Raw genomic sequence first — 18,615 nt, 5'->3', positions numbered from 1 at the left:
ATAAGGGGAAAATCCGGTGATAAAGGCGAACGCGTTCGCTTCTTCAGGTTTTTTCTGTCCTCTCCGTTTTGTGTAAACGTTTAGTTCATTTCTGCTCACGATATAAATAAGCCGTTAATATGTTTTATCCGAAATGATTCCCTTGTAAACATGTGAAAGGATTCTTATGCAAAAAGACCCGGTCATGGACCGCGATCTGCGGCTCAATTCCGAGTCCTTCCTGGTGGGAATAAGAATAGCTTAAATCCCACGTAACCGATCCAGGCACCAATGGTGTTCAGAATAATGTCATCCACATCGAATGAACCTACACGGGTAATCAATTGTGTAACCTCAACACCCAGCAGTATCAAAACAACTGTGCATGTGAAGGTCAGGAACAAACGACATCTCCGAAACAACCATGGAATGCAGATCCCCAGCGGAATAAATAATACGATATTGCCAAACAAATTTTTAACCCAGGCATCCGTATGGTACCTCTCCCTCTCCAATAGAAGAGGCCGTATGGTCTCAAAGGGGATGAGATTATATTGATAATACACGCCTGGCGTTCGTCCACTGACAAACAGTAAATTGCCCATAATGAGTATGTATAGCACTGCCATGCAACCAACAATTACGAGCATAAACTTGGAGTGAAGCCATGACTTTTCGTTCATTCCTTCGATCCTCCGACCTTGAATTTCGCGAAGCGGTAAGGTCTATTTTAACGGGATATAGATCTTCATGTCCAATTGTTCAGGGGTCGATTTCCAAACATCCGTCATTTCAAAGTCTGGTCCTTCCCTCCGTTCATAGTTTCACTTTAAGCCAAAATCCCCTTGTTCTACAAGGAGATGCTCCCCACTCTGATTGATTAACCAGTAGAGAAAACTCTTGTGAACAAGGGGATCTATTTTTCTAACAATCTATGCTTAACCTTTCCAGTTCCCGGACACGGGATGAATACCCCAGATATCTGTAGCATACTCACTAATGGTACGGTCACTGGAGAATATGCCGGAATGCGCCGTATTCAAGATCGCTTTTCGAGTCCAGCCCGGAATATCCCGATACGCCTGGTCAATGGCAGCATGCGCATCTGCATAAGCAGCAAAATCACGCAATACAAAGTATTCGTCACCATGGGCCAGCAAGGAGTCATAAATATCCCAGAACTCCCCGTCACGATAACAGAATGCCCCTGGATGCACCAATTGCTCCACGACCTCGCGAATACGTTCATCATGCTGCACAATCTCATTTGGACGATAGCTTCCTGATCGATAATACTCAAGCACTTCGTCCGCGCGCAGACCATAGATGAACATATTTTCTTCTCCAACCTGCTCCGCCATCTCCACGTTGGCTCCGTCCATTGTGCCAATCGTTAAAGCACCGTTCATCATAAACTTCATGTTGCCCGTACCGGAAGCTTCCTTGCCTGCGGTTGAGATCTGCTCACTAACATCCGCAGCAGGAATGATTTTCTCTGCAAGAGAGACGGAATAGTTCTCGAGGAAAAATACCTTCAAGCGGTCATTTACGGCCGCATCCCGATTCACCGTGTCAGCGACAGTATTAATCAGCTTGATAATTTTCTTGGCAAAATAATAACTCGGCGCTGCCTTGGCACCAAAGATGAACGTACGTGGCACCATATCAAACGAAGTATCATTCTTAAGCCGGTTATACAGATGCATCACATGCAGAATGTTTAACAGTTGTCGTTTGTACCCATGCAGTCTCTTCACCTGTACATCAAAGATGGAATCTGGATTCACTGTTGTCCCAGTATGGTCCAAAATATAGGTAGCAAGCCGCTCTTTGTTGTGCCGCTTAATTGAACGGAACTGCTCTTGGAATGATGTATTATCCGCAAAGCCTGCCAGTTGGTCCAGCTTGCCCGGCTCTGTTATCCATTCGTTACCGATTGTATCCGTAATCAGATCCGACAGTTTCGGATTGGCATGCATCAGCCAGCGGCGATGGGTAATACCATTGGTTTTATTATTGAAACGCTCTGGATACAGTGCATAGAACGGCGCCATCTCGCGTTCTTTCAAAATCTCGGTATGCAATGCCGCCACACCATTCACGCTATGACTGCCTACAATCGCCAGATGTGCCATCCGTACCTGATCGTTCGCAACAATCGCCAGATGCCCTATACGATCCTGATCTCCCGGATACCGATCCAGCAGCATGCCACAGAAGCGTTTATTGATCTCTTCAATGATCATGTAGATCCGTGGCAGCAGCTTGCTGATCATGGCTACAGGCCATTTCTCAAGCGCCTCACTCAGCGTTGTATGATTGGTATACGATACAGTACGCGTTGTGATATCCCATGCTTCATCCCAGCCATAACCCTTCACATCAATCAGGATGCGCATCAATTCTGGAATAACCAAGGTTGGATGTGTATCATTAATATGGAAGGCCACTTTATCTGGCAAACGATCGTACGGTAGCTCCAGCTTGTTGAACGTACGCAACGCACTCTGCACGCCTGCTGAACACATGAAATATTGCTGCTTCAAACGCAACAGCTTTCCTTCGTACTGGGAATCATCGGGATACAGGAATTCCGAGATCGATTCCACCGAACGGCTATAATCCAGATAGCCGTAGTAGTTCGAAGGTGTATCGAGTGAAGTCTCGCGCTTCGGCTCGGCACTCCATAGACGCAATGTGTTAACATGCGTTTGACCATAACCAATGACAGGCACGTCATAGGGAATGGCTACAACCGATTCGGCATCTTTTGTAACAAATTGATATTCCCCATCTTGCTCGTGAGCTTCCACCCGGCCCCAGAACTGTACTTCCACTTTTTTGTCTGGACGGCGGACTTCCCATTCATTGCCTTTATCCAGCCAATTGTCGGGTAACTCTACCTGATTGCCATTGATGATTTTTTGCTCAAACAAACCGTATTTGTACCGAATGCCGCAGCCATGTCCTGCATATCCGAGTGATGCGAGTGAATCCAGGAAACAGGCAGCGAGTCGTCCCAGACCTCCGTTACCAAGTCCTGCATCCGCCTCCTGTTCTTCTACCTCTTCCAAGGAGAAACCGAGTTCAGCCAGACTATCACGGACCAATTCCAATTCATTCACATTCAGCAGATTGTTGCCGAGCAGACGTCCAATCAGGAATTCCAGCGAGAAGTAATACACCTGTTTATCCTGGCGCTGCTTAAACCCCTGATTCGACGCTGCCCAATCCTGGCCTGCATATTCACGGATCATACTTCCCAGTACGTGGTATACGTCTTCCTGTGTTGCTTCTTCAATCGGTTTGCCCAATTTGCTGACCAGATTCCGTGTAAAGATACTCTTGAACGTTTCTTTGTTGTCAAACAAAAGTAGGTTCCTCCCGGGGAAATCCTGTAGGATGATGGCGGTTCATACAAATTTTTGCGCGTGAGTGTCAAAGCTATAAATGCTACACTTTCGACTGAAAGCCCGTTCCGGTGACGAATCGTTCTTATGATCGCTGTTATCCCCAGATTTTTTTGATTCCTTTTTATAAAAGGAAAAATCCAGGGATAAAGGCGACCGCTTCGCTTCTTCAGAATCGATTTCGTCCCCTCCACTACGTTTGCACGTATGAAGGAGCTTTTTCAGTGGCACCCCGATGCGTCAAAAATGTATGAACCTTAAATCCATCCTACAGGATTTTTATTTTATATATATATTTATAGAAGATATCGGTTACGTACGGGCATTAGATAATAGTACTTTTCGCTAAAATGTATGGATTCGACGGGGCACCGATCAACGTCTGTCCTCCGGTCAGCTTCACGTCTTTATCGAGAATAACGTTCTCAAGTACAGTCCCCTCACCAATGTAACATTTCTGCATGATGATGGAACCTTTGATTTTGGCACCTTTGGCCACCTGTACACCACGGAATAATATGCTGTCCTCCACCTCTCCACCTACAATGCAGCCATTGGCAAGAAGTGAATGCTTAACATCGGCGGTATCCAGGTATTTGGCAGGGGCTTCATACTTAATTTTGGTCTGAACGGGATCTTCCTGGAACAGTTGTTCATATTGCCCTGTATTCAACAGATCCATACTGTTGCGATAATAACTGTCAATTGAATTGATAACTGCGTGATAGCCATCATATGCATACGCAGCGATTTTCAATCCATCCGGATTTTTTTGAATCACATCCCGGAAGAAGTGGCTCTCACCATGATCTATGCAGCGCTGCACTTGGCGCAAAAATAATTCTTTTTCCATGATGAAAATTTCTGTATATATATTCGGGTGATTAGCGCTTTGGTGAATGTCCACCACGTTACCGTCCCCGTCATGTTCAACTTTGACACAGGCATCATGCTCAGGCAGCAGCTGATCTACTTTTTTGCAGACCAGTGTAACGTCCGCTCCTTTACTGATGTGATACTTGTAGACATCCTGGAGGTCTGCTTTGGTCACATGGCGACTGCCCGCATGCACAACATATTGCCCTGCCCCTCTGTGGAAAAAGTCCAAATTGTTATGGAAATGCTGCAAGTCCCCCTGTGATGTATCTGTTGGATCATTCCAGTCTGGTGGCAAAATAAACATCCCCCCATGTTTGCGATCCAAATCCCAAGGCTTACCGTCACCAAGATGGTCCATTAACGAGCGATATTTGCGCCGTACAAATACACCTATACTCTCAATGCCTGCATTCATCATATTGGATAGAACAAAATCGATCAGACGGTAACGCCCGGCATAAGGCACCGCGGCTCCGCAGCGAAAATATGTCAATTCCTTCAATTCTTCAAGTTCATGGTCAAGGTTAATAACTCCGATCAATTGTTTCATCGCATGCACCGTCCTTTAACTTCAATTAGGCCTTGCTAGTTATTCCTTGGCGAAGCTGACGTTCCAGTTCTTCCTGATCCACGAGCAATATATCACTCTCATCTCCCGGTGCAGGTGAGATCTGTGTTCCATCCGGAATAACCAATCCTTCTGCAATAATAGCTCGATAAATGCGTACATTTTGCCCGATTTTCACTCTTGGCATAATCACCGAATCGATGACAGCACTGTTCTCACCAACTTCAATCCCGTAGAACAGAACAGAATGATTGACCTCACCATGCACTACACTGCCTTCACTAATAATACAATTCCGCACCTTACCCGAAGGCGAGATGTATTGTGCAGGTTGGTTCGGATTACGTGTGAAAATACGCCAGTCCGGATCATTCAGATTAAACGGTGTGTCTTCGTCCAACAGGTCCATATTGGATTCCCACAGACTGCGAATGGTACCAACGTCTTTCCAGTACCCTTCGAATGGGTACGCATATAAGGATTTTTCGTTTTTAAGCAACAAAGGAATAATATCCTTGCCAAAATCATAGGAGGTGGATGCCTGTTGTTCATCCTGAATCAGGAAACGTTTCAGTACATCCCACTTGAAGAGATAGATACCCATGGAGGCAAGTGTGCTCTTAGGCTCTGGAGGTTTTTCTTCAAATTCATAGATGCTATAGTCATCGTTAGTGTTCAGCACCCCGAATCGGCTGGCTTCTTCCAATGAGACATCAATGACCGATATGGTGCAATCCGCATCTTTATCTTTGTGATACTGGAGCATTTTTTCGTAATCCATCTTATAGATATGATCCCCTGACAGAATGAGCACATGCTCAGGATCGAATTGTTCAATAAAGTTCAGGTTACGGAAGATGGCATCTGCTGTGCCTCGGTACCAGTTGCTTCCGTCTTCACGTTCATGGGGAGGAAGTACATATACCCCGCCGTTTTTCCGATCCAGATCCCAGTCACTGCCAATGCCAATATAGGAATGTAAGACAAGTGGTTCATATTGAGTCAATACACCCACTGTATCAATACCAGAATTAGAACAGTTACTCAGCGGAAAATCAATGATTCGGTAGGTGCCCCCAAAATAAACAGCTGGCTTAGCCAGTGATTTGGTTAATCCTTTTAACCTCTTACCTTGCCCTCCGGCAAGCAGCATCGCTACAACTTCTTTTTTCGCCATCATTACAGCCTCCTCCACGTGCATTCGTTCTGATTCATTTCAGAGCCCATAATCGATATTCTGTTGTGTGGACACTGTTGTCTTGATTAGGAGCATGCTGTACAGATGTGGAACCGGTAAATCTTGTTGCGATTGAACTTCTTGGATTGTAAAGCCTGAAATAGAGATGATGCTGGTGTAGAATTGCCTTGACTGTCCTACAGAGGTGAATGTTAGATGCAGAACTTCAGGTGTAGCTCGTGCAAATGAAATAGACTACTCCTATTTAACATTAAACACGAAACGGACTGGGGAATCTTACTGGAAAACATCGACATCAAGTTTTGGGTGAAATAACCCTTTCTCGTGCCGCTGTTATTTATATTGTATTCGATAGTGGCGAAGCAAAATCCTTTCGTTTTTGTACAATCATTAAATGGAAAAATAAGTAAAAATATGTGAATTTGACATGACAAAAAAGCCGACTTCCCATCCCGGCTCATTTTGTCTGTCTATTCCATGGCTCCTGTTTGGTCCATGCTCCTTTAGTTCTAACAGGATCATACTGTAATATACTTTACTTTTCGTATATCCATTCTTACATATGGTCTATATAATTTTGCGGAACAGCTCCATCACTTCATCCTTGGACGGTTGATACGGGTTGCCTGGTGCACAGGAATCTTTCATCGCATTATCGGCAAGCAATTCCACATCCGGATCTTTCACACCCAGTTCAGACAGTTTCTCAGGGATACCAACTTCCTTCGATAGCTGACGGATGGCCCCAATAACGTAATCGGAACACTCCTCATCACTTCTGCCCTTCACATCCATACCAATTGCTTTGGCAATGTGACGGAATTTGCCCGGTACATGCTTGGCATTCAGCTCCTCTACATAGGGGAGTAACATGGCGTTACATACACCATGCGGCAGATCATATACGCCACCCAGTTGATGCGCCATCGCATGGACATAACCCAGACCCGCATTGTTAAAAGCAATTCCACCAAGGAAACACGCGTACGTCATATGTTCCCGCGCTTCCAGATCATTGCCGTCTCTCACGGCTCTTGGCAAATATTCAAAGATCAATTCAACAGCTGCAGCAGCTGTTGCACTTGTCACGGTAAACCCTCCTGGCGTAACCATCGCTTCCACAGCATGGGTCAACGCATCCATTCCTGTGGCCGCTGTAAGACTTGCAGGTTTGCTGAGCATCAGCTCCGGATCATTAACCGACAGGGAGACCAGACTGTTGCGGTCCACCATCACCATCTTCACTTTACGTTCCTCATCTGTAATCACGTAGTTTATTGTCACCTCACTCGATGTGCCAGCCGTTGTGTTAACAGCCACAAGTGGCACGGACTTATGTTTCGATTGATGCAATCCTTCATATTCACGGATGTGTCCACCGTTCGTTGCTACAATGCCAATGCCTTTGGCAGCATCCTGCGGTGAACCTCCGCCTATCGATATAATGGCGTCACAGCCATGATCCTGGAATATTCGAAGTCCATCATGTACATTCTGACATGTTGGATTAGGCTGTACCTCATCATATACTACATAGTCTAACCCTGATTTTCTTAATATAGACAGTACCTGCTCTGCAACACCTGAAGTAATCAACTGACGATCACTTACCACCAGTGCTTTGCGAATACCCATCTGTTCAATCATCTGACCTGCTTCCTGTAAACAACCTCTACCCATCAAGTTCACGGGCGGAACATAATATGCATGTGTTGCCATCTGAACCAGCCTCCTGTAACCCCTGATTTACTATCTCCATTGTAACTGAATCCGTTTTCAGATATAGTGAAATAAATCACAATGAAGACGATAAATGTTACACTGAGGTTGATTTTTACCCATAATGAAAAAGACGACCCAGACACCCAAAGGTCTCCAAGCCGTCTTACTTATCGATCTTAAAGCGTTATCCACTACTTATACCTTAGAGGTACTTTCACTAAAAGCATTCTTCCGAAGGCTTACAGCGCCTTATCGTTCACACCGTCAAGCCATGCCTCAATATCTCCAATTACGGAGGAAACACAGCCATCCTCGAATGGAGAGTTCAATCCAGCAAGTTCAACCAATCCGGTAAAGGATAGGCTTCCTCCCGCTTTGCACAATGTCAGATAATCGGCCCATGCAGACTTCATGTCCTCATTGCTGCGTTTCCAGAACTGGAATGCACAGATCTGTGCCAACGTATAGTCAATGTAATAGAATGGCGATGAGAAAATGTGACCCTGCTTATGCCAGAAACCACCTTGCTCCAGATACGCATTATCTTTGTAATTGATGTGTGGCAAGTAGGTCTTCTCAATGTTGCGCCATGCCTGCTTCCGTTCCGCTGGTGTAGCTTCCGGATTCGCGTATACAAAATGCTGGAATTCATCCACGGCTACGCCATACGGAATGAACAACAGACCGGAAGACAGATGATCAAACTTGTACTTGTCCGTATCTTCCTTGAAGAACAACTGCATCCACGGCCATGTGAAGAACTCCATGCTCATGGAATGAATCTCAGCCGATTCATACGTTGGCCAATTGTATTCAGGCACTGCAAAATCACGGCTCTCATACACCTGGAAAGCATGACCTGCTTCATGGGTCAATACATCAATATCACCGGAGGTACCGTTGAAGTTGGAGAAGATAAACGGCACTTTGTAATCGTTCAGGAACGTACAGTATCCGCCGCCCTGTTTACCTTTTTTGCTGACCAGATCCATAAGCTCGTTTTCAGTCATCATCTGGAAAAATGCATCCGTTTCTGGTGATAATTCAGCGTACATTTTTTTACCATTGTCAATAATCCAGTCTGCATCACCCTTTGGTGTCGGGTTACCCGTCTTGAAGCTGAAGCCCTGATCGTAATAATACAGTGTATCCACATCAATCCGGTTACGCTGGCGCTCTCTGAGCTTGGTCGCTACAGGTACAATATAATCACGAACTTGTGCCCGGAAGTTGGCTACCATCTCTGCGTTGTAATCCGTACGGTTCATGCGATCATAGCCGAGTTCCACATAGCTTGGATAACCCAGTTTCTTCGCGATCTGTGTACGTACCTTAACCAGTTCATCGTAAATGCGATCGAATTCTGCCTCATGTTCAGCCATGAAAGTGTATCTGGCTTCAGACGCACGCTCCCGCATGGAGCGATCCGTGGACAGTTCGAACGGATGAAGCTGTGGCAACGTGCGCTCTTCACCTTCGAACGGAATTTTGGCTGATGCGATCAACTGATTGTATTCTGTGGAAAGTTTGTTCTCCTTCTGGAGTTCTTCAATAATTTCCGGGCTGAATGTTTTCAATGAAAGATCCGCCAGCTGGAACAGCTGTGAACCCCATTTTTGTTCCAACTCGTTACGGAATTTGGAGTTAACCAGTGCACGGTAAAAATCCGTAATATATTCCTGCACAATGGGTGCATTCTCATCCAGAAATTCGTTCTCCGCTTTGTAAAACTCATCATTGGTATCAATGGAATGACGGATGTAGACCAATTGGGCTTGCGTCTCAAAATCACTGCGCAGCGCGTTAATCTGATCCATGAATCCGCTCTGTTCTTCAACCGTTGCCGCAGCTTCAAAACCGCTCAACAGCTCGCGGAAAGATGTCTTGATATGTTCCAGATTCGGACGTGTATACGTATACTCACTAAATTTCATTTATGTACACCCTTTCCTGTTTGGCAGAATCTCGGGAGGATCCCGAGTTAAACTACCCCCTATTATACAAAAGAGCAGCTAAAAAATCCCATCTTTACGAAAAATATTTGTCCATCGGTCAAATTTGTACACCATTCATGGTTACATATATTACGTGTTCATGTAAGGTCAGTTCTTCAAAAAATTTCCCCACACAAATAAGCCCGCCCCGCGTTAGCGAAGCCAGCTTATAGGTTGTCTCTCTTCTTTTCACATTTAAAGATTACTAGCTTTGGTCCTTATCCATAATCTGATAGAACCAGCCCATTCCGACCATGCCCACGACCATAATAACGGCCATAATAATGATATATGTCATGAATGTAACCTCCCTGCTTCCGTATATTCATCACACTACTACTAGTGTACACGGTGAAGCGCCATTTGAGTTGACCGAACATTGACAAAAATACGAAATCTTTAATTTTAATATATTGATTATTTCCCCAATCACACTAAATCATACTTTCCTCACTGCACCGTGCAAAGTTTCATCCACCAAGCTTACGGTGTATACTATACTTCTATGAAATGGAATTTGGATTTTTACGCAGAAAGGTTGAAAGACATGTTAACTCGCATCCCCTTACGTCAGCTATTTCTTACTGTTTTGTTAGCCCTTATGTTATCTGTTTTATCCGCTTGTGCTGATGGAGAAGCCCATCTAACGGTAAATATGGATGGATCAACGGACCTGGATCTCAATCTCAACGTCAAGAGCTCCGCTCTTGGTAAAATCGGACAAGACAACCTTATGCCTCTGATCGCAGATGCATTGAATCGAAATAACTTCCAGGCAGAGGTTACGGAACAGGGGGATCAGAAGCAGCTCACAGCGACCACCCATTATGAGAAAAGCAATACGACCAGCTTGGATACATCCGAGTTACCACCTGGGATCAAGGTAGAACAATCTACTTCGCCCGGCTTCTTCACTTCCAAGATGCACATTACAGCAGAAGCCGATCTCATGGAATCCATGCCGGATGGTGAGATCAAAAACCAGATTAACAAGGTGCCTAACTTTCTTAAGAATCTCTTGTTAAAAGATGTTAACTTTGACTTTAAATTATCTTTGCCCATCAAGGCAGCCGATTCCAATGCGGATCAGGTGGAGGATGGCGGAAAAACGCTCATTTGGCACGTTTCACCCCTCCAGATGAATAAACTGGATCTGACTGTACAGGTTCCCAATATCCGAAATATCATCATTATTGCAGTCCTTGGCCTCTTGTTAATCGTTGCCCTGTTAATCTGGATTTTCGTTCGCAGAAAACGTGCCAGACAGCACCAAAGCGTACGACCACATCGCGGAAAACGTTAATTCCATGACGACATTTTCATTTGTACTTGCCAAACGGTGTTATGGATAGTAGAATACATCCGTACTGTGTGAACGGTTAATTTTTTATTAAGCAAAGCTAAAGAGGTGACAGGTTTCATGAATATCCGCGAATGCCCACTACCTGGTATCGGAGTTAAGTACCAGTTTGATACAAAGGGCGGCCATCAGTTAGTCATTATTGTACATGAGGACGGACGCCGTGAATTATTCTCCGTTGATCCACAAGACAACGAAGAACTCACTCTGATTGCAGATTTGGAAGATGACGAATGCGTAACCCTCTCCGGCTTAATCGGAGGCTGGTCGTAAATGACAGAATAACCTGTACCTTGAATTTCAAGGCGCAGGTTATTTTTCTGTTACTTTACCTTTTGAGAACGAATATATGGAACCCATGTATTTAATACGCGGCTTATCTCCGTGGCATGAAAAGGTTTGCTGATAAAGTCCTGCATTCCGCATTTCAGACACTGCTCACGGTCACCCTCGCCTGCAAAAGCTGTAATCGCTGCAATAACCGGTATGTCTGGGTAGGTCTGTCTGATTTGACAGGTCGCTTCAATCCCATCCATAACCGGCATTTGAATATCCATAAACACCAGGTCATATTGAACCTTGTTCAATGAATCGACAGCCTGTGCCCCATTCTCAACGATATCACATACTCCGCCAAATTTACGCAGCATTTCCTCCAACAGATGACTGTTTACCGCTTGATCTTCAGCAATCAAAATTTTGATGTTATGGGCAAGACTAGCTCGATCCCATTGCAGTTCATCATTCGTGGTGATTTCGATTGAGTCACTACTCTCCTCTTGCCACCGCTCAACTACAAGGGTGAACTGGAATTCTGCCCCTTCACCGATCTCACTCTGTACGCCAATCGCTCCGCCCATTAACTCCACCAGTTTTTTGCTGATCGCAAGCCCTAGGCCCGTCCCGCCAAACTTGCGATTGATGGCCGGATCAAGCTGTGAGAAGGATTGGAACAACTGATGCTGCTTTTCTGTTGGAATGCCAATCCCCGTATCTCTCACCTTAAAGGTCAACATCAGGTTATCCTGACCATGCTCATCTGAGAAATCAGCACCTACGCTCACCTCAATACGGCCCTTTTCTGTGAATTTAACGGCGTTACCCACCAGATTAATTAAAACCTGCCGGATTCGGGTCTCATCCCCTCGAATGCGCTCAGGAATGTGATCCGACACCTCACAATAGAGTTCAATATTTTTCTCCGAAGCCTTCAGTGCAAACAGCTCGATCACCCCACTCAGCATCGCCTTAATATCTACAGGGGCGCGCTCCAGATCCATTTTGCCTGCTTCGATTTTGCTGAAATCCAAAATTTCGTTCAAAATATACAAAAGGGATTCACCGCTGTCAATCATGATTTCCGCAAAACCTTTCTGTTCAACATCCAGCTCGGTTTCCATTAACAGATGGGCCATACCCATGATACCGTTCAATGGCGTACGAAGCTCATGACTCATGATGGCGAGAAACTCGGACTTCGCTCGGTCTGCATGCTCTGCTGCTTCCTTCGCACGTATGATATCCTTAACGGATGTCATATCACGGAAAACCAACACTGCCCCGCGGGTTCTACCCTGATCCATAATTGGCTTCAATTGAAACTCCGCCAGGAAACTGGACCCATCCTGTCTCCAGAATACGGATTCGGTACGCGGCAGACCTCGTCCCTCACGTACAGCCTGTAGAATAGGTGTTTCCTTGGATGGGTAGGGGATGCCTTCGCTCTGCATTTGGATCATCATCTGTTCAATGGGTTTGCCATTCATTTCACTTGGACAGAAGTTCATGATCTCCGCAGCGGCCGGATTGGCAAAGTTCAGATTCCCATCCAGGTCCAGTCCAATAACCCCCTCAGACATGCCATTCAAAATCAATGCCCGTTCATAACTAAGATTCTCGATTTCCTCGACGTAACGTTTGGACTCTGTAATGTCGCTGGTGATCCCGTAGACTCCAACAACTTTGTCCTCAAGTATAATAGGAACATTAATTACATGTGTTTCAATTCGCTGCCCATTTTTATGAATTAAACCTATCTCGTAGCTCTGTGCTGAGCCCTTTACCGTCTCCTCAAAATGATATCGAGTCTTCTCCAGATCCACAGGATCAATGAGGTGATCAAAAGGACGACTCAGCAGCTCCTCCTTGGTGTGTCCTGTCAACTGTTCCTGACCCATGTTGGCTTTCAGCAGATTGCCATCCAGATCAAGAGAAGCCACGCCTAGGGGATTACAGTCAAATAACGATCTGTACTCCTGCATGCTTAACTGTTGTTGCTGGCTGGCTGTGATATCCCGGGTTACGGCGACAATCTCCATCAATTCACCTGAATCGTCATATACATAATGTGTAATCGTATCTGCCCATACCGTGGACCCATCCTTATGTTGCAGGCGATAACTGAGCCGTTTGGGAGCCAGTCCCTTTCGCTGCTCTTCCACATAAGCTTCAACCAAAGGCACATCATCCGGATAGATAACGAATGTTCCCGGCTTACCTACAACTTCTTCCAACTCATAGCCCAACATGCTCTTACATGCATTCGACACATATTTAAATGTACGACTAGAATCGGCGTCATGGATTGCAATCAGGTCTAGTGAAGACTCTGCCAGCAGGCGAGAGATGCGACTGCTCTCTTCCAATTGTTTACGCTGCACAATGAGGATTTCCTCTGCATCTTTTTGTTTCGTAATATCAGCAGCTTGTACCAGCAGATATAAGGGCTCACCATTGGTTTCATCCCTCACAATGCACGCTCGAATGGTTGCCCATAATAACGAACCGTCCTTTCGTTTCAGACGAACCTCCGTCTCGTACATCGGACTTGTTTCATGGGTCATTTCCCAGAACTTGCTGCGGAATTCCTCCATGTGCAGATCTTCTTCGTAGATCATATGTATGACCGAAGTATCGATCAGTTCATCTTCACTGTATGCAAGCATCTCGCAAAATGCAGGATTAAGCTGTAACCACCGTCCGTTTACATGCGATGCGACAGCAATGCCGATTGGTGCGTGTGTATACAATTGTTCGAACAGGGATCGGCTCTCTGTAATGAATTTCGACATTACATGTCCTCCTTTATGAGAATCTGAATGTATTCCGTATGAATAGATCGCCCTGAACATAACTTCATCTATAGAGTACTACCCCAAATGCCATGATTTATAAACGAGGTCAGATAAAATGCACACATAAATTGACATCTTTAATCTCGAAACTAATGACTTTCTTTAAAAGATACCAATTCGAACACGTGACGTCATATACTACACAATACCCGTGCTCTCCCGATTATACAATGTTGAATATTCGAACAGGAACGGAGGTATTGATTATGATCATTGTCGCAAATCAACCGGTAGAACTGAACCGCCCGGAATGGTCTGCTTTTGAATGGTATTGGTTACAGCAACTCCAGAATCAACCCACGAGATATATTTATCAATCCATGGATCATCTTCGTTTTGAATGGGACTTGAGGGGTTCTCTTGTGGATGCAGCGGAAGGACTGGATCGAAGTGGTGTGAGCTTTGCATCCTTTGAAAAATCCAGATGTAACCCTGCCTACTGGAATCGTAATGCAGAGGGTGGATTCGAGCTAAAATCGAACGTGACCCCTGCCGAGGGCATCCGGGATATCTGGAGGAATGGACACTTATACGCCTTTGAATGTGCCACAGCCACCGTCATTGTGCTGTATGGTGGCGTACTGGGAAGCATTCGCGAAGACGCCTTTAATTCTCTGTTTCGAAATCTGTTACTCTTTGACTGGCATTATGACAGCGACCTGCGATTGACCGAAAAAAACGGTAGTGATACGGCCCTTCCAGGAGATGTACTGTATTTCAAAAACCCGGATGTTTCTCCCGAAACCCCCGAATGGCAGGGAGAGAATACCATTATGCTGCGGGAGAACTGGTATTACGGACATGGCATTGGTATTGCACGCGGCGAAGAAATTATACGTACCCTGAATCAGTTCCGCGTTCCAGGTAGCCGGGTCTCCGCTTACTTAATGGATATGGTGATCTATCCGGATTTCTTTTATTTATCCCGATTTTCCAAGAACAGCCAGAATAATATGGCCGCTGGTTCTACACCTGTATTACCCGGACAGTTATATGTACGACTTGGTGGCAGCCGTTATTTACGCAGCTGACTACTGGACGGAGCTAACTTGCGCTTTAAACTGACTTAGATCTGCATCCGAATGATGATAAACAAGCCCAGTGAAAGCAGCAGTTAATCTGCCATCTCATTGGGCTTTCCTCATATCGATAAGAAATTACTCTATTCATACCTGCTTAGCTCTATATTACAAGCATGGTCACTTCCGACAGTTTAGGCAATCGGGTCTAGTTGTACAACAACCTGTTTACCACTTACCTGAACACCCGTCGTTTTGCTACCGAATTCAGCCAGCGATTTGCTCAGTTGCTCTGCCCATTCTTTCCCTGCAACTCCTTCTTTGGGCCCATGCACCTGGATGACGAGTTTTACCGAATCACCCTTCTTCAGGATGCGTTCCGCCTGAGACTGCTTGGTATCCCGGTCATGATCCTCCATGGCAAGGTTCAATCGAATTTCCTTTACTTTACGTTTATCGGGGGATTTACTCGCTTTTTTCTTCGCTTGCTGCGCTTCCGCTTTGGCTGCTCCAGCCCCAATCAGCTTGCATGGTGGTGGACTTGTCATCAAGGACAAACACACCAGATCTACTTTTTGCTGCTTCGCAAGTAGAAGTGCTTCCTGCGTGGACATCACACCCAGATCTTCACCATTCAAGCCGGTGAGCTGTACTTCGGCTGCTTTAATCTTTTCGTTTTTGATCATGGTTTTTCCTCCTCTACATCAAAAGCCTGTCCTGACCATTTACAGATCAGAGCAGGCTAGGATGGTGTTTCTATATTTGCAATGTATATCGGCGTACGAATACGCCATTTTCGTCCGACTTACAGCGTGTTGAATGCTTCCGTCAGAACCGGTACAATTTGTGATTTGCGTGATACTACGCCTTTCAAGAGCGCTCTGCTATCAGACAGCGTCACATTGTAGGCTTTTTCCACAGCTTTGGTGGATGTACCATATGCCAGAGCTACGGAATCGTTGTTCAGAATGTCTGTTACGACAAATACAAACAGGTCGAGACCTTTACTGGAGATAATCGCCTCAATAGCCGCTTCAAGCTCAGGTTGCTTCACGAGAACATCATTCACGTCAACAGCATTAACCTGTGCAATTTCCACTTTGGATTGACCCATTACGAATTCTTTGGCATCCAGGGAGATCAGTTCAGCAATTGTTTTTTGGCTCAGATCCGCGCCGGCTTTCAGCATGTCCAGACCATAACTGTCTGCATCTACACCTGCAATGGCAGCCAGTTCACGCGCAGCAGCTACGTCCTGCTCTGTGCAAGTCGGGGATTTGAACAACAAGGAATCGGAGATGATAGCAGACAGCATCAGGCCAGCAATCGGTGCACTCACTTCGATGCCATTTTCTTTGTACATTTTATTCAAAATGGTTGCTGTACAACCTACAGGCTCTGCACGGAAATACAGAGGTCCGCTTGTCTCAAAGTTAGCAATACGGTGGTGGTCGATAACTTCCACGACAGTCACTTCCTCAATATCGCTTACACTTTGCTGACGCTCGTTGTGGTCAACCAGAATAACCTTGTTCACTTCATTTGCAGCTGTTTTAATCAGACGTGGTGCAGCAATTTTGAATTGATCCAGTGCAAACTGGGTTTCACCATTGACTTCGCCGAGACGAACAGCTTCAACGTCCTGACCCAATTTTGTTTTCAGATCCGCATAGGCGATTGCTGAACAGATCGTATCCGTGTCGGGATTTTTGTGACCGAAGATTAACGCTTTTTCCATATTTATAGCCCTCCGTCAATTCTCATTTATATAAGTTTAACCAAAGAATGTTTACACTTGCCACTCCGATGACAGAATAACCTTCCGATCGCTGTTATCCCCAGATTTTTTGATTCCCTTTTTGAAGGGAAAATCCGGTGATAAGCATACGCTTCCGATGCAGCTTTCTTTCAGAAAGCTTTTAGGCGAACGCTCCGCTTCTCCAGCTTTTTTCTGTCCTCTCCGTTCTCGTGTAGAACGTTTAGTTGAACTTATATAGAATAATACATGTCATATTTTAATCATACCCTACTGATTATAGCGCTTATAAGGCTTAATTCCAATCCCGTTACAGCGAATTAATTGCAAATCATTCTCAGGTAAGTCATCTTAGAAAAAAATAATATCCTCTCTGTAATTCTAATTTACAGAGGTCTTGGCCACATTAGCAATCAGGTGGTTCTCCAATTTCTCCCCTTCACACAAGGCCTGTACCAGTGCTCTGCCTGAATCCGGTGTCATTTGGCCATACCAGTCACCCTGTGGATACACAATCGTTACACATGCATCGTCACACTGACCATTACATTTGGTACGAGTCGTATGGATGAATCCTCCCGCCTGCTGTTTAACAATCTCGTCCCGTACCGCCTGAGTTACTTCTTCCCCATCGTTACGCATGCATGTTCCACCATTACAGAGTAAAATGTGATGTTGCAGTTGATCCAGATTATAGATAGCCAAACTTGGTTCATTCCCCTCAAGTCGATATGATATGTATCTTGTTTATTCTATCGTACAACCTTATAAATTAGCATACGGAACCCTGCTACGCAACGAAAATATTAAATTTCAGGTTCTTCCTTGCTCTGCCCTCGCTGTACAAAAAAGGTCTGTAAACTGCCATCCTCATTAATCTCCAGCAGGTTCAATTGCGCTCCGTAAGCGCAACCACCGTCAATGCCAATTTTGTCTCCGCTCGGGTCAAACCAAATGCCTGTCTCATCATGCAAATGCTTCACGGGTGTGTGTCCAAATACGACCGTTTCTCTAATCGTTGTTGGTCTGGAATAGAATGATTCACGAATCCAAATAAAGTCCCGCTCGGACTGGCTTCTCCAATCCTCAATGTCCGGGTTGATCCCGGCATGCACAAAAATATAACCCGGAATCTCGTACACCAGCGGAAGCTGTTCCAGAAAACGAAGATGGTGTTCATAGTGTGTACGTACCCACTGTTTGGCTTCAGCATAAGCTTCCCAATCTATCTGCTGCTCATCATAAGTAAGCTCCAGATTGAGATAACTTGCCATCGTTTGTAATCCACCGTTACGAATCCAGTGTTGATCATATTGCTCAACATCCTGGGTTAGCGCCTTGACCATCATGGCATCGTGATTGCCTTTGATCACAATAATAGGGTGCTGTTGCTGAAGCTGCATAATCTGTTCGATGACCTGTCTGCTGCTTGGACCGCGATCCACATAATCACCCAGCAAAATCAATTCATCCTGCAAAGGATTATAATCTGCAAGCTTAAGCAGTGCATTAAATTCATCGTAACAGCCATGAATATCACTAATGACACATCTGCGCATGTGAATCTCTCCTCTCCCTGATCACGCAAGAGTATAA

14 protein-coding genes and 1 pseudogene are annotated in these 18,615 nt (G+C 45.2%); 3 read left to right on the top strand and 12 right to left on the bottom strand.

From position 1 onward, the window contains the following. Window positions 1-203: 203 nt before the first annotated feature. From ACE3K2_RS08685 to ACE3K2_RS08655, 7 genes and pseudogenes are all read right to left on the bottom strand, one after another. A complete protein-coding gene (locus tag ACE3K2_RS08685; protein WP_421888940.1) occupies window positions 204-662 on the bottom strand; it encodes a VanZ family protein in 459 nt (152 codons plus the stop codon). 42 nt (window positions 663-704) lie between these two features. Beyond that, window positions 705-803, bottom strand: a pseudogene (locus ACE3K2_RS08680) (AraC family transcriptional regulator); the annotation flags it as partial. Window positions 804-917: 114 nt separating this feature from the next. Further along, window positions 918-3,350: a glycogen/starch/alpha-glucan phosphorylase gene (locus ACE3K2_RS08675; RefSeq protein WP_421888938.1), complete on the bottom strand. Its 2,433-nt coding sequence runs from the start codon at window positions 3,348-3,350 to the stop codon at window positions 918-920. A gap of 364 nt (window positions 3,351-3,714) precedes the next feature. Beyond that, the gene (glgD, locus tag ACE3K2_RS08670) at window positions 3,715-4,818 is read right to left on the bottom strand and encodes a glucose-1-phosphate adenylyltransferase subunit GlgD (protein WP_421888936.1); all 1,104 of its coding nucleotides are present in this window, start codon (window positions 4,816-4,818) and stop codon (window positions 3,715-3,717) included. Between the two features lie 25 nt (window positions 4,819-4,843). Continuing rightward, window positions 4,844-6,013 carry a glucose-1-phosphate adenylyltransferase gene (locus tag ACE3K2_RS08665; RefSeq protein WP_421891100.1) on the bottom strand — a complete coding sequence of 390 codons (1,170 nt, stop codon included), beginning with the start codon at window positions 6,011-6,013 and terminating at the stop codon, window positions 4,844-4,846. 588 nt (window positions 6,014-6,601) lie between these two features. Then, on the bottom strand, window positions 6,602-7,753 hold the full coding sequence (locus tag ACE3K2_RS08660; RefSeq protein ID WP_421888934.1) for an iron-containing alcohol dehydrogenase: 1,152 nt from the start codon (window positions 7,751-7,753) through the stop codon (window positions 6,602-6,604). Between the two features lie 242 nt (window positions 7,754-7,995). Then, window positions 7,996-9,690: a M3 family oligoendopeptidase gene (locus tag ACE3K2_RS08655; protein ID WP_421888932.1), complete on the bottom strand. Its 1,695-nt coding sequence runs from the start codon at window positions 9,688-9,690 to the stop codon at window positions 7,996-7,998. A 607-nt stretch (window positions 9,691-10,297) separates the two neighbouring features. On the opposite strand from ACE3K2_RS08655, the gene ACE3K2_RS08650 reads away from it, so the two are divergent. Beyond that, window positions 10,298-11,053 carry a hypothetical protein gene (locus ACE3K2_RS08650; RefSeq protein ID WP_421888930.1) on the top strand — a complete coding sequence of 252 codons (756 nt, stop codon included), beginning with the start codon at window positions 10,298-10,300 and terminating at the stop codon, window positions 11,051-11,053. Window positions 11,054-11,170: 117 nt separating this feature from the next. Further along, window positions 11,171-11,383 carry a hypothetical protein gene (locus ACE3K2_RS08645; RefSeq protein WP_017688899.1) on the top strand — a complete coding sequence of 71 codons (213 nt, stop codon included), beginning with the start codon at window positions 11,171-11,173 and terminating at the stop codon, window positions 11,381-11,383. A gap of 50 nt (window positions 11,384-11,433) precedes the next feature. On the opposite strand, the gene ACE3K2_RS08640 is transcribed toward ACE3K2_RS08645, so the two are convergent. After that, window positions 11,434-14,181 (bottom strand): PAS domain S-box protein, encoded by a 2,748-nt coding sequence (locus tag ACE3K2_RS08640; protein WP_421888928.1) that lies wholly within the window; start codon window positions 14,179-14,181, stop codon window positions 11,434-11,436. A gap of 269 nt (window positions 14,182-14,450) precedes the next feature. On the opposite strand from ACE3K2_RS08640, the gene ACE3K2_RS08635 reads away from it, so the two are divergent. Beyond that, window positions 14,451-15,275 carry a protein-glutamine gamma-glutamyltransferase gene (locus ACE3K2_RS08635; RefSeq protein ID WP_421888926.1) on the top strand — a complete coding sequence of 275 codons (825 nt, stop codon included), beginning with the start codon at window positions 14,451-14,453 and terminating at the stop codon, window positions 15,273-15,275. A gap of 182 nt (window positions 15,276-15,457) precedes the next feature. On the opposite strand, the gene infC is transcribed toward ACE3K2_RS08635, so the two are convergent. The 4 genes from infC to ACE3K2_RS08615 form a co-directional block, all read right to left on the bottom strand. After that, window positions 15,458-15,949, bottom strand: a complete 492-nt coding sequence (gene infC / locus ACE3K2_RS08630; protein ID WP_421888924.1) for a translation initiation factor IF-3 — start codon at window positions 15,947-15,949, stop codon at window positions 15,458-15,460. 119 nt (window positions 15,950-16,068) lie between these two features. Then, a complete protein-coding gene (locus ACE3K2_RS08625; protein WP_076330830.1) occupies window positions 16,069-17,001 on the bottom strand; it encodes a manganese-dependent inorganic pyrophosphatase in 933 nt (310 codons plus the stop codon). Between the two features lie 399 nt (window positions 17,002-17,400). Further along, window positions 17,401-17,724, bottom strand: coding sequence for a (2Fe-2S) ferredoxin domain-containing protein (locus tag ACE3K2_RS08620; RefSeq protein WP_421888922.1), 324 nt, complete (start codon window positions 17,722-17,724; stop codon window positions 17,401-17,403). Window positions 17,725-17,825: 101 nt separating this feature from the next. Beyond that, entirely contained in the window at window positions 17,826-18,578 is a 753-nt protein-coding gene (locus ACE3K2_RS08615; RefSeq protein ID WP_421888920.1) for a metallophosphoesterase family protein, read from the bottom strand. Window positions 18,579-18,615: the final 37 nt, after the last annotated feature.

This window comes from Paenibacillus sp. (assembly GCF_048976745.1).
Taxonomy (GTDB): Bacteria; Bacillota; Bacilli; order Paenibacillales; family Paenibacillaceae; genus Paenibacillus.
This window is presented reverse-complemented; position numbering and strand designations above follow the sequence as displayed.

What these genes read in the sequence shown, in the direction of transcription:
- ACE3K2_RS08615 (WP_421888920.1), bottom strand. Translation starts at nt 18,578, where the DNA reads ATGCGCAGATGTGTCATTAGTGATATTCATGGCTGTTACGATGAATTT.
- ACE3K2_RS08645 (WP_017688899.1), top strand. Translation starts at nt 11,171, where the DNA reads ATGAATATCCGCGAATGCCCACTACCTGGTATCGGAGTTAAGTACCAG.
- ACE3K2_RS08660 (WP_421888934.1), bottom strand. Translation starts at nt 7,753, where the DNA reads ATGGCAACACATGCATATTATGTTCCGCCCGTGAACTTGATGGGTAGA.
- ACE3K2_RS08650 (WP_421888930.1), top strand. Translation starts at nt 10,298, where the DNA reads ATGTTAACTCGCATCCCCTTACGTCAGCTATTTCTTACTGTTTTGTTA.
- ACE3K2_RS08635 (WP_421888926.1), top strand. Translation starts at nt 14,451, where the DNA reads ATGATCATTGTCGCAAATCAACCGGTAGAACTGAACCGCCCGGAATGG.
- infC (WP_421888924.1), bottom strand. Translation starts at nt 15,949, where the DNA reads ATGATCAAAAACGAAAAGATTAAAGCAGCCGAAGTACAGCTCACCGGC.
- ACE3K2_RS08625 (WP_076330830.1), bottom strand. Translation starts at nt 17,001, where the DNA reads ATGGAAAAAGCGTTAATCTTCGGTCACAAAAATCCCGACACGGATACG.
- ACE3K2_RS08685 (WP_421888940.1), bottom strand. Translation starts at nt 662, where the DNA reads ATGAACGAAAAGTCATGGCTTCACTCCAAGTTTATGCTCGTAATTGTT.
- ACE3K2_RS08640 (WP_421888928.1), bottom strand. Translation starts at nt 14,181, where the DNA reads ATGTCGAAATTCATTACAGAGAGCCGATCCCTGTTCGAACAATTGTAT.
- glgD (WP_421888936.1), bottom strand. Translation starts at nt 4,818, where the DNA reads ATGAAACAATTGATCGGAGTTATTAACCTTGACCATGAACTTGAAGAA.
- ACE3K2_RS08665 (WP_421891100.1), bottom strand. Translation starts at nt 6,013, where the DNA reads ATGGCGAAAAAAGAAGTTGTAGCGATGCTGCTTGCCGGAGGGCAAGGT.
- ACE3K2_RS08655 (WP_421888932.1), bottom strand. Translation starts at nt 9,690, where the DNA reads ATGAAATTTAGTGAGTATACGTATACACGTCCGAATCTGGAACATATC.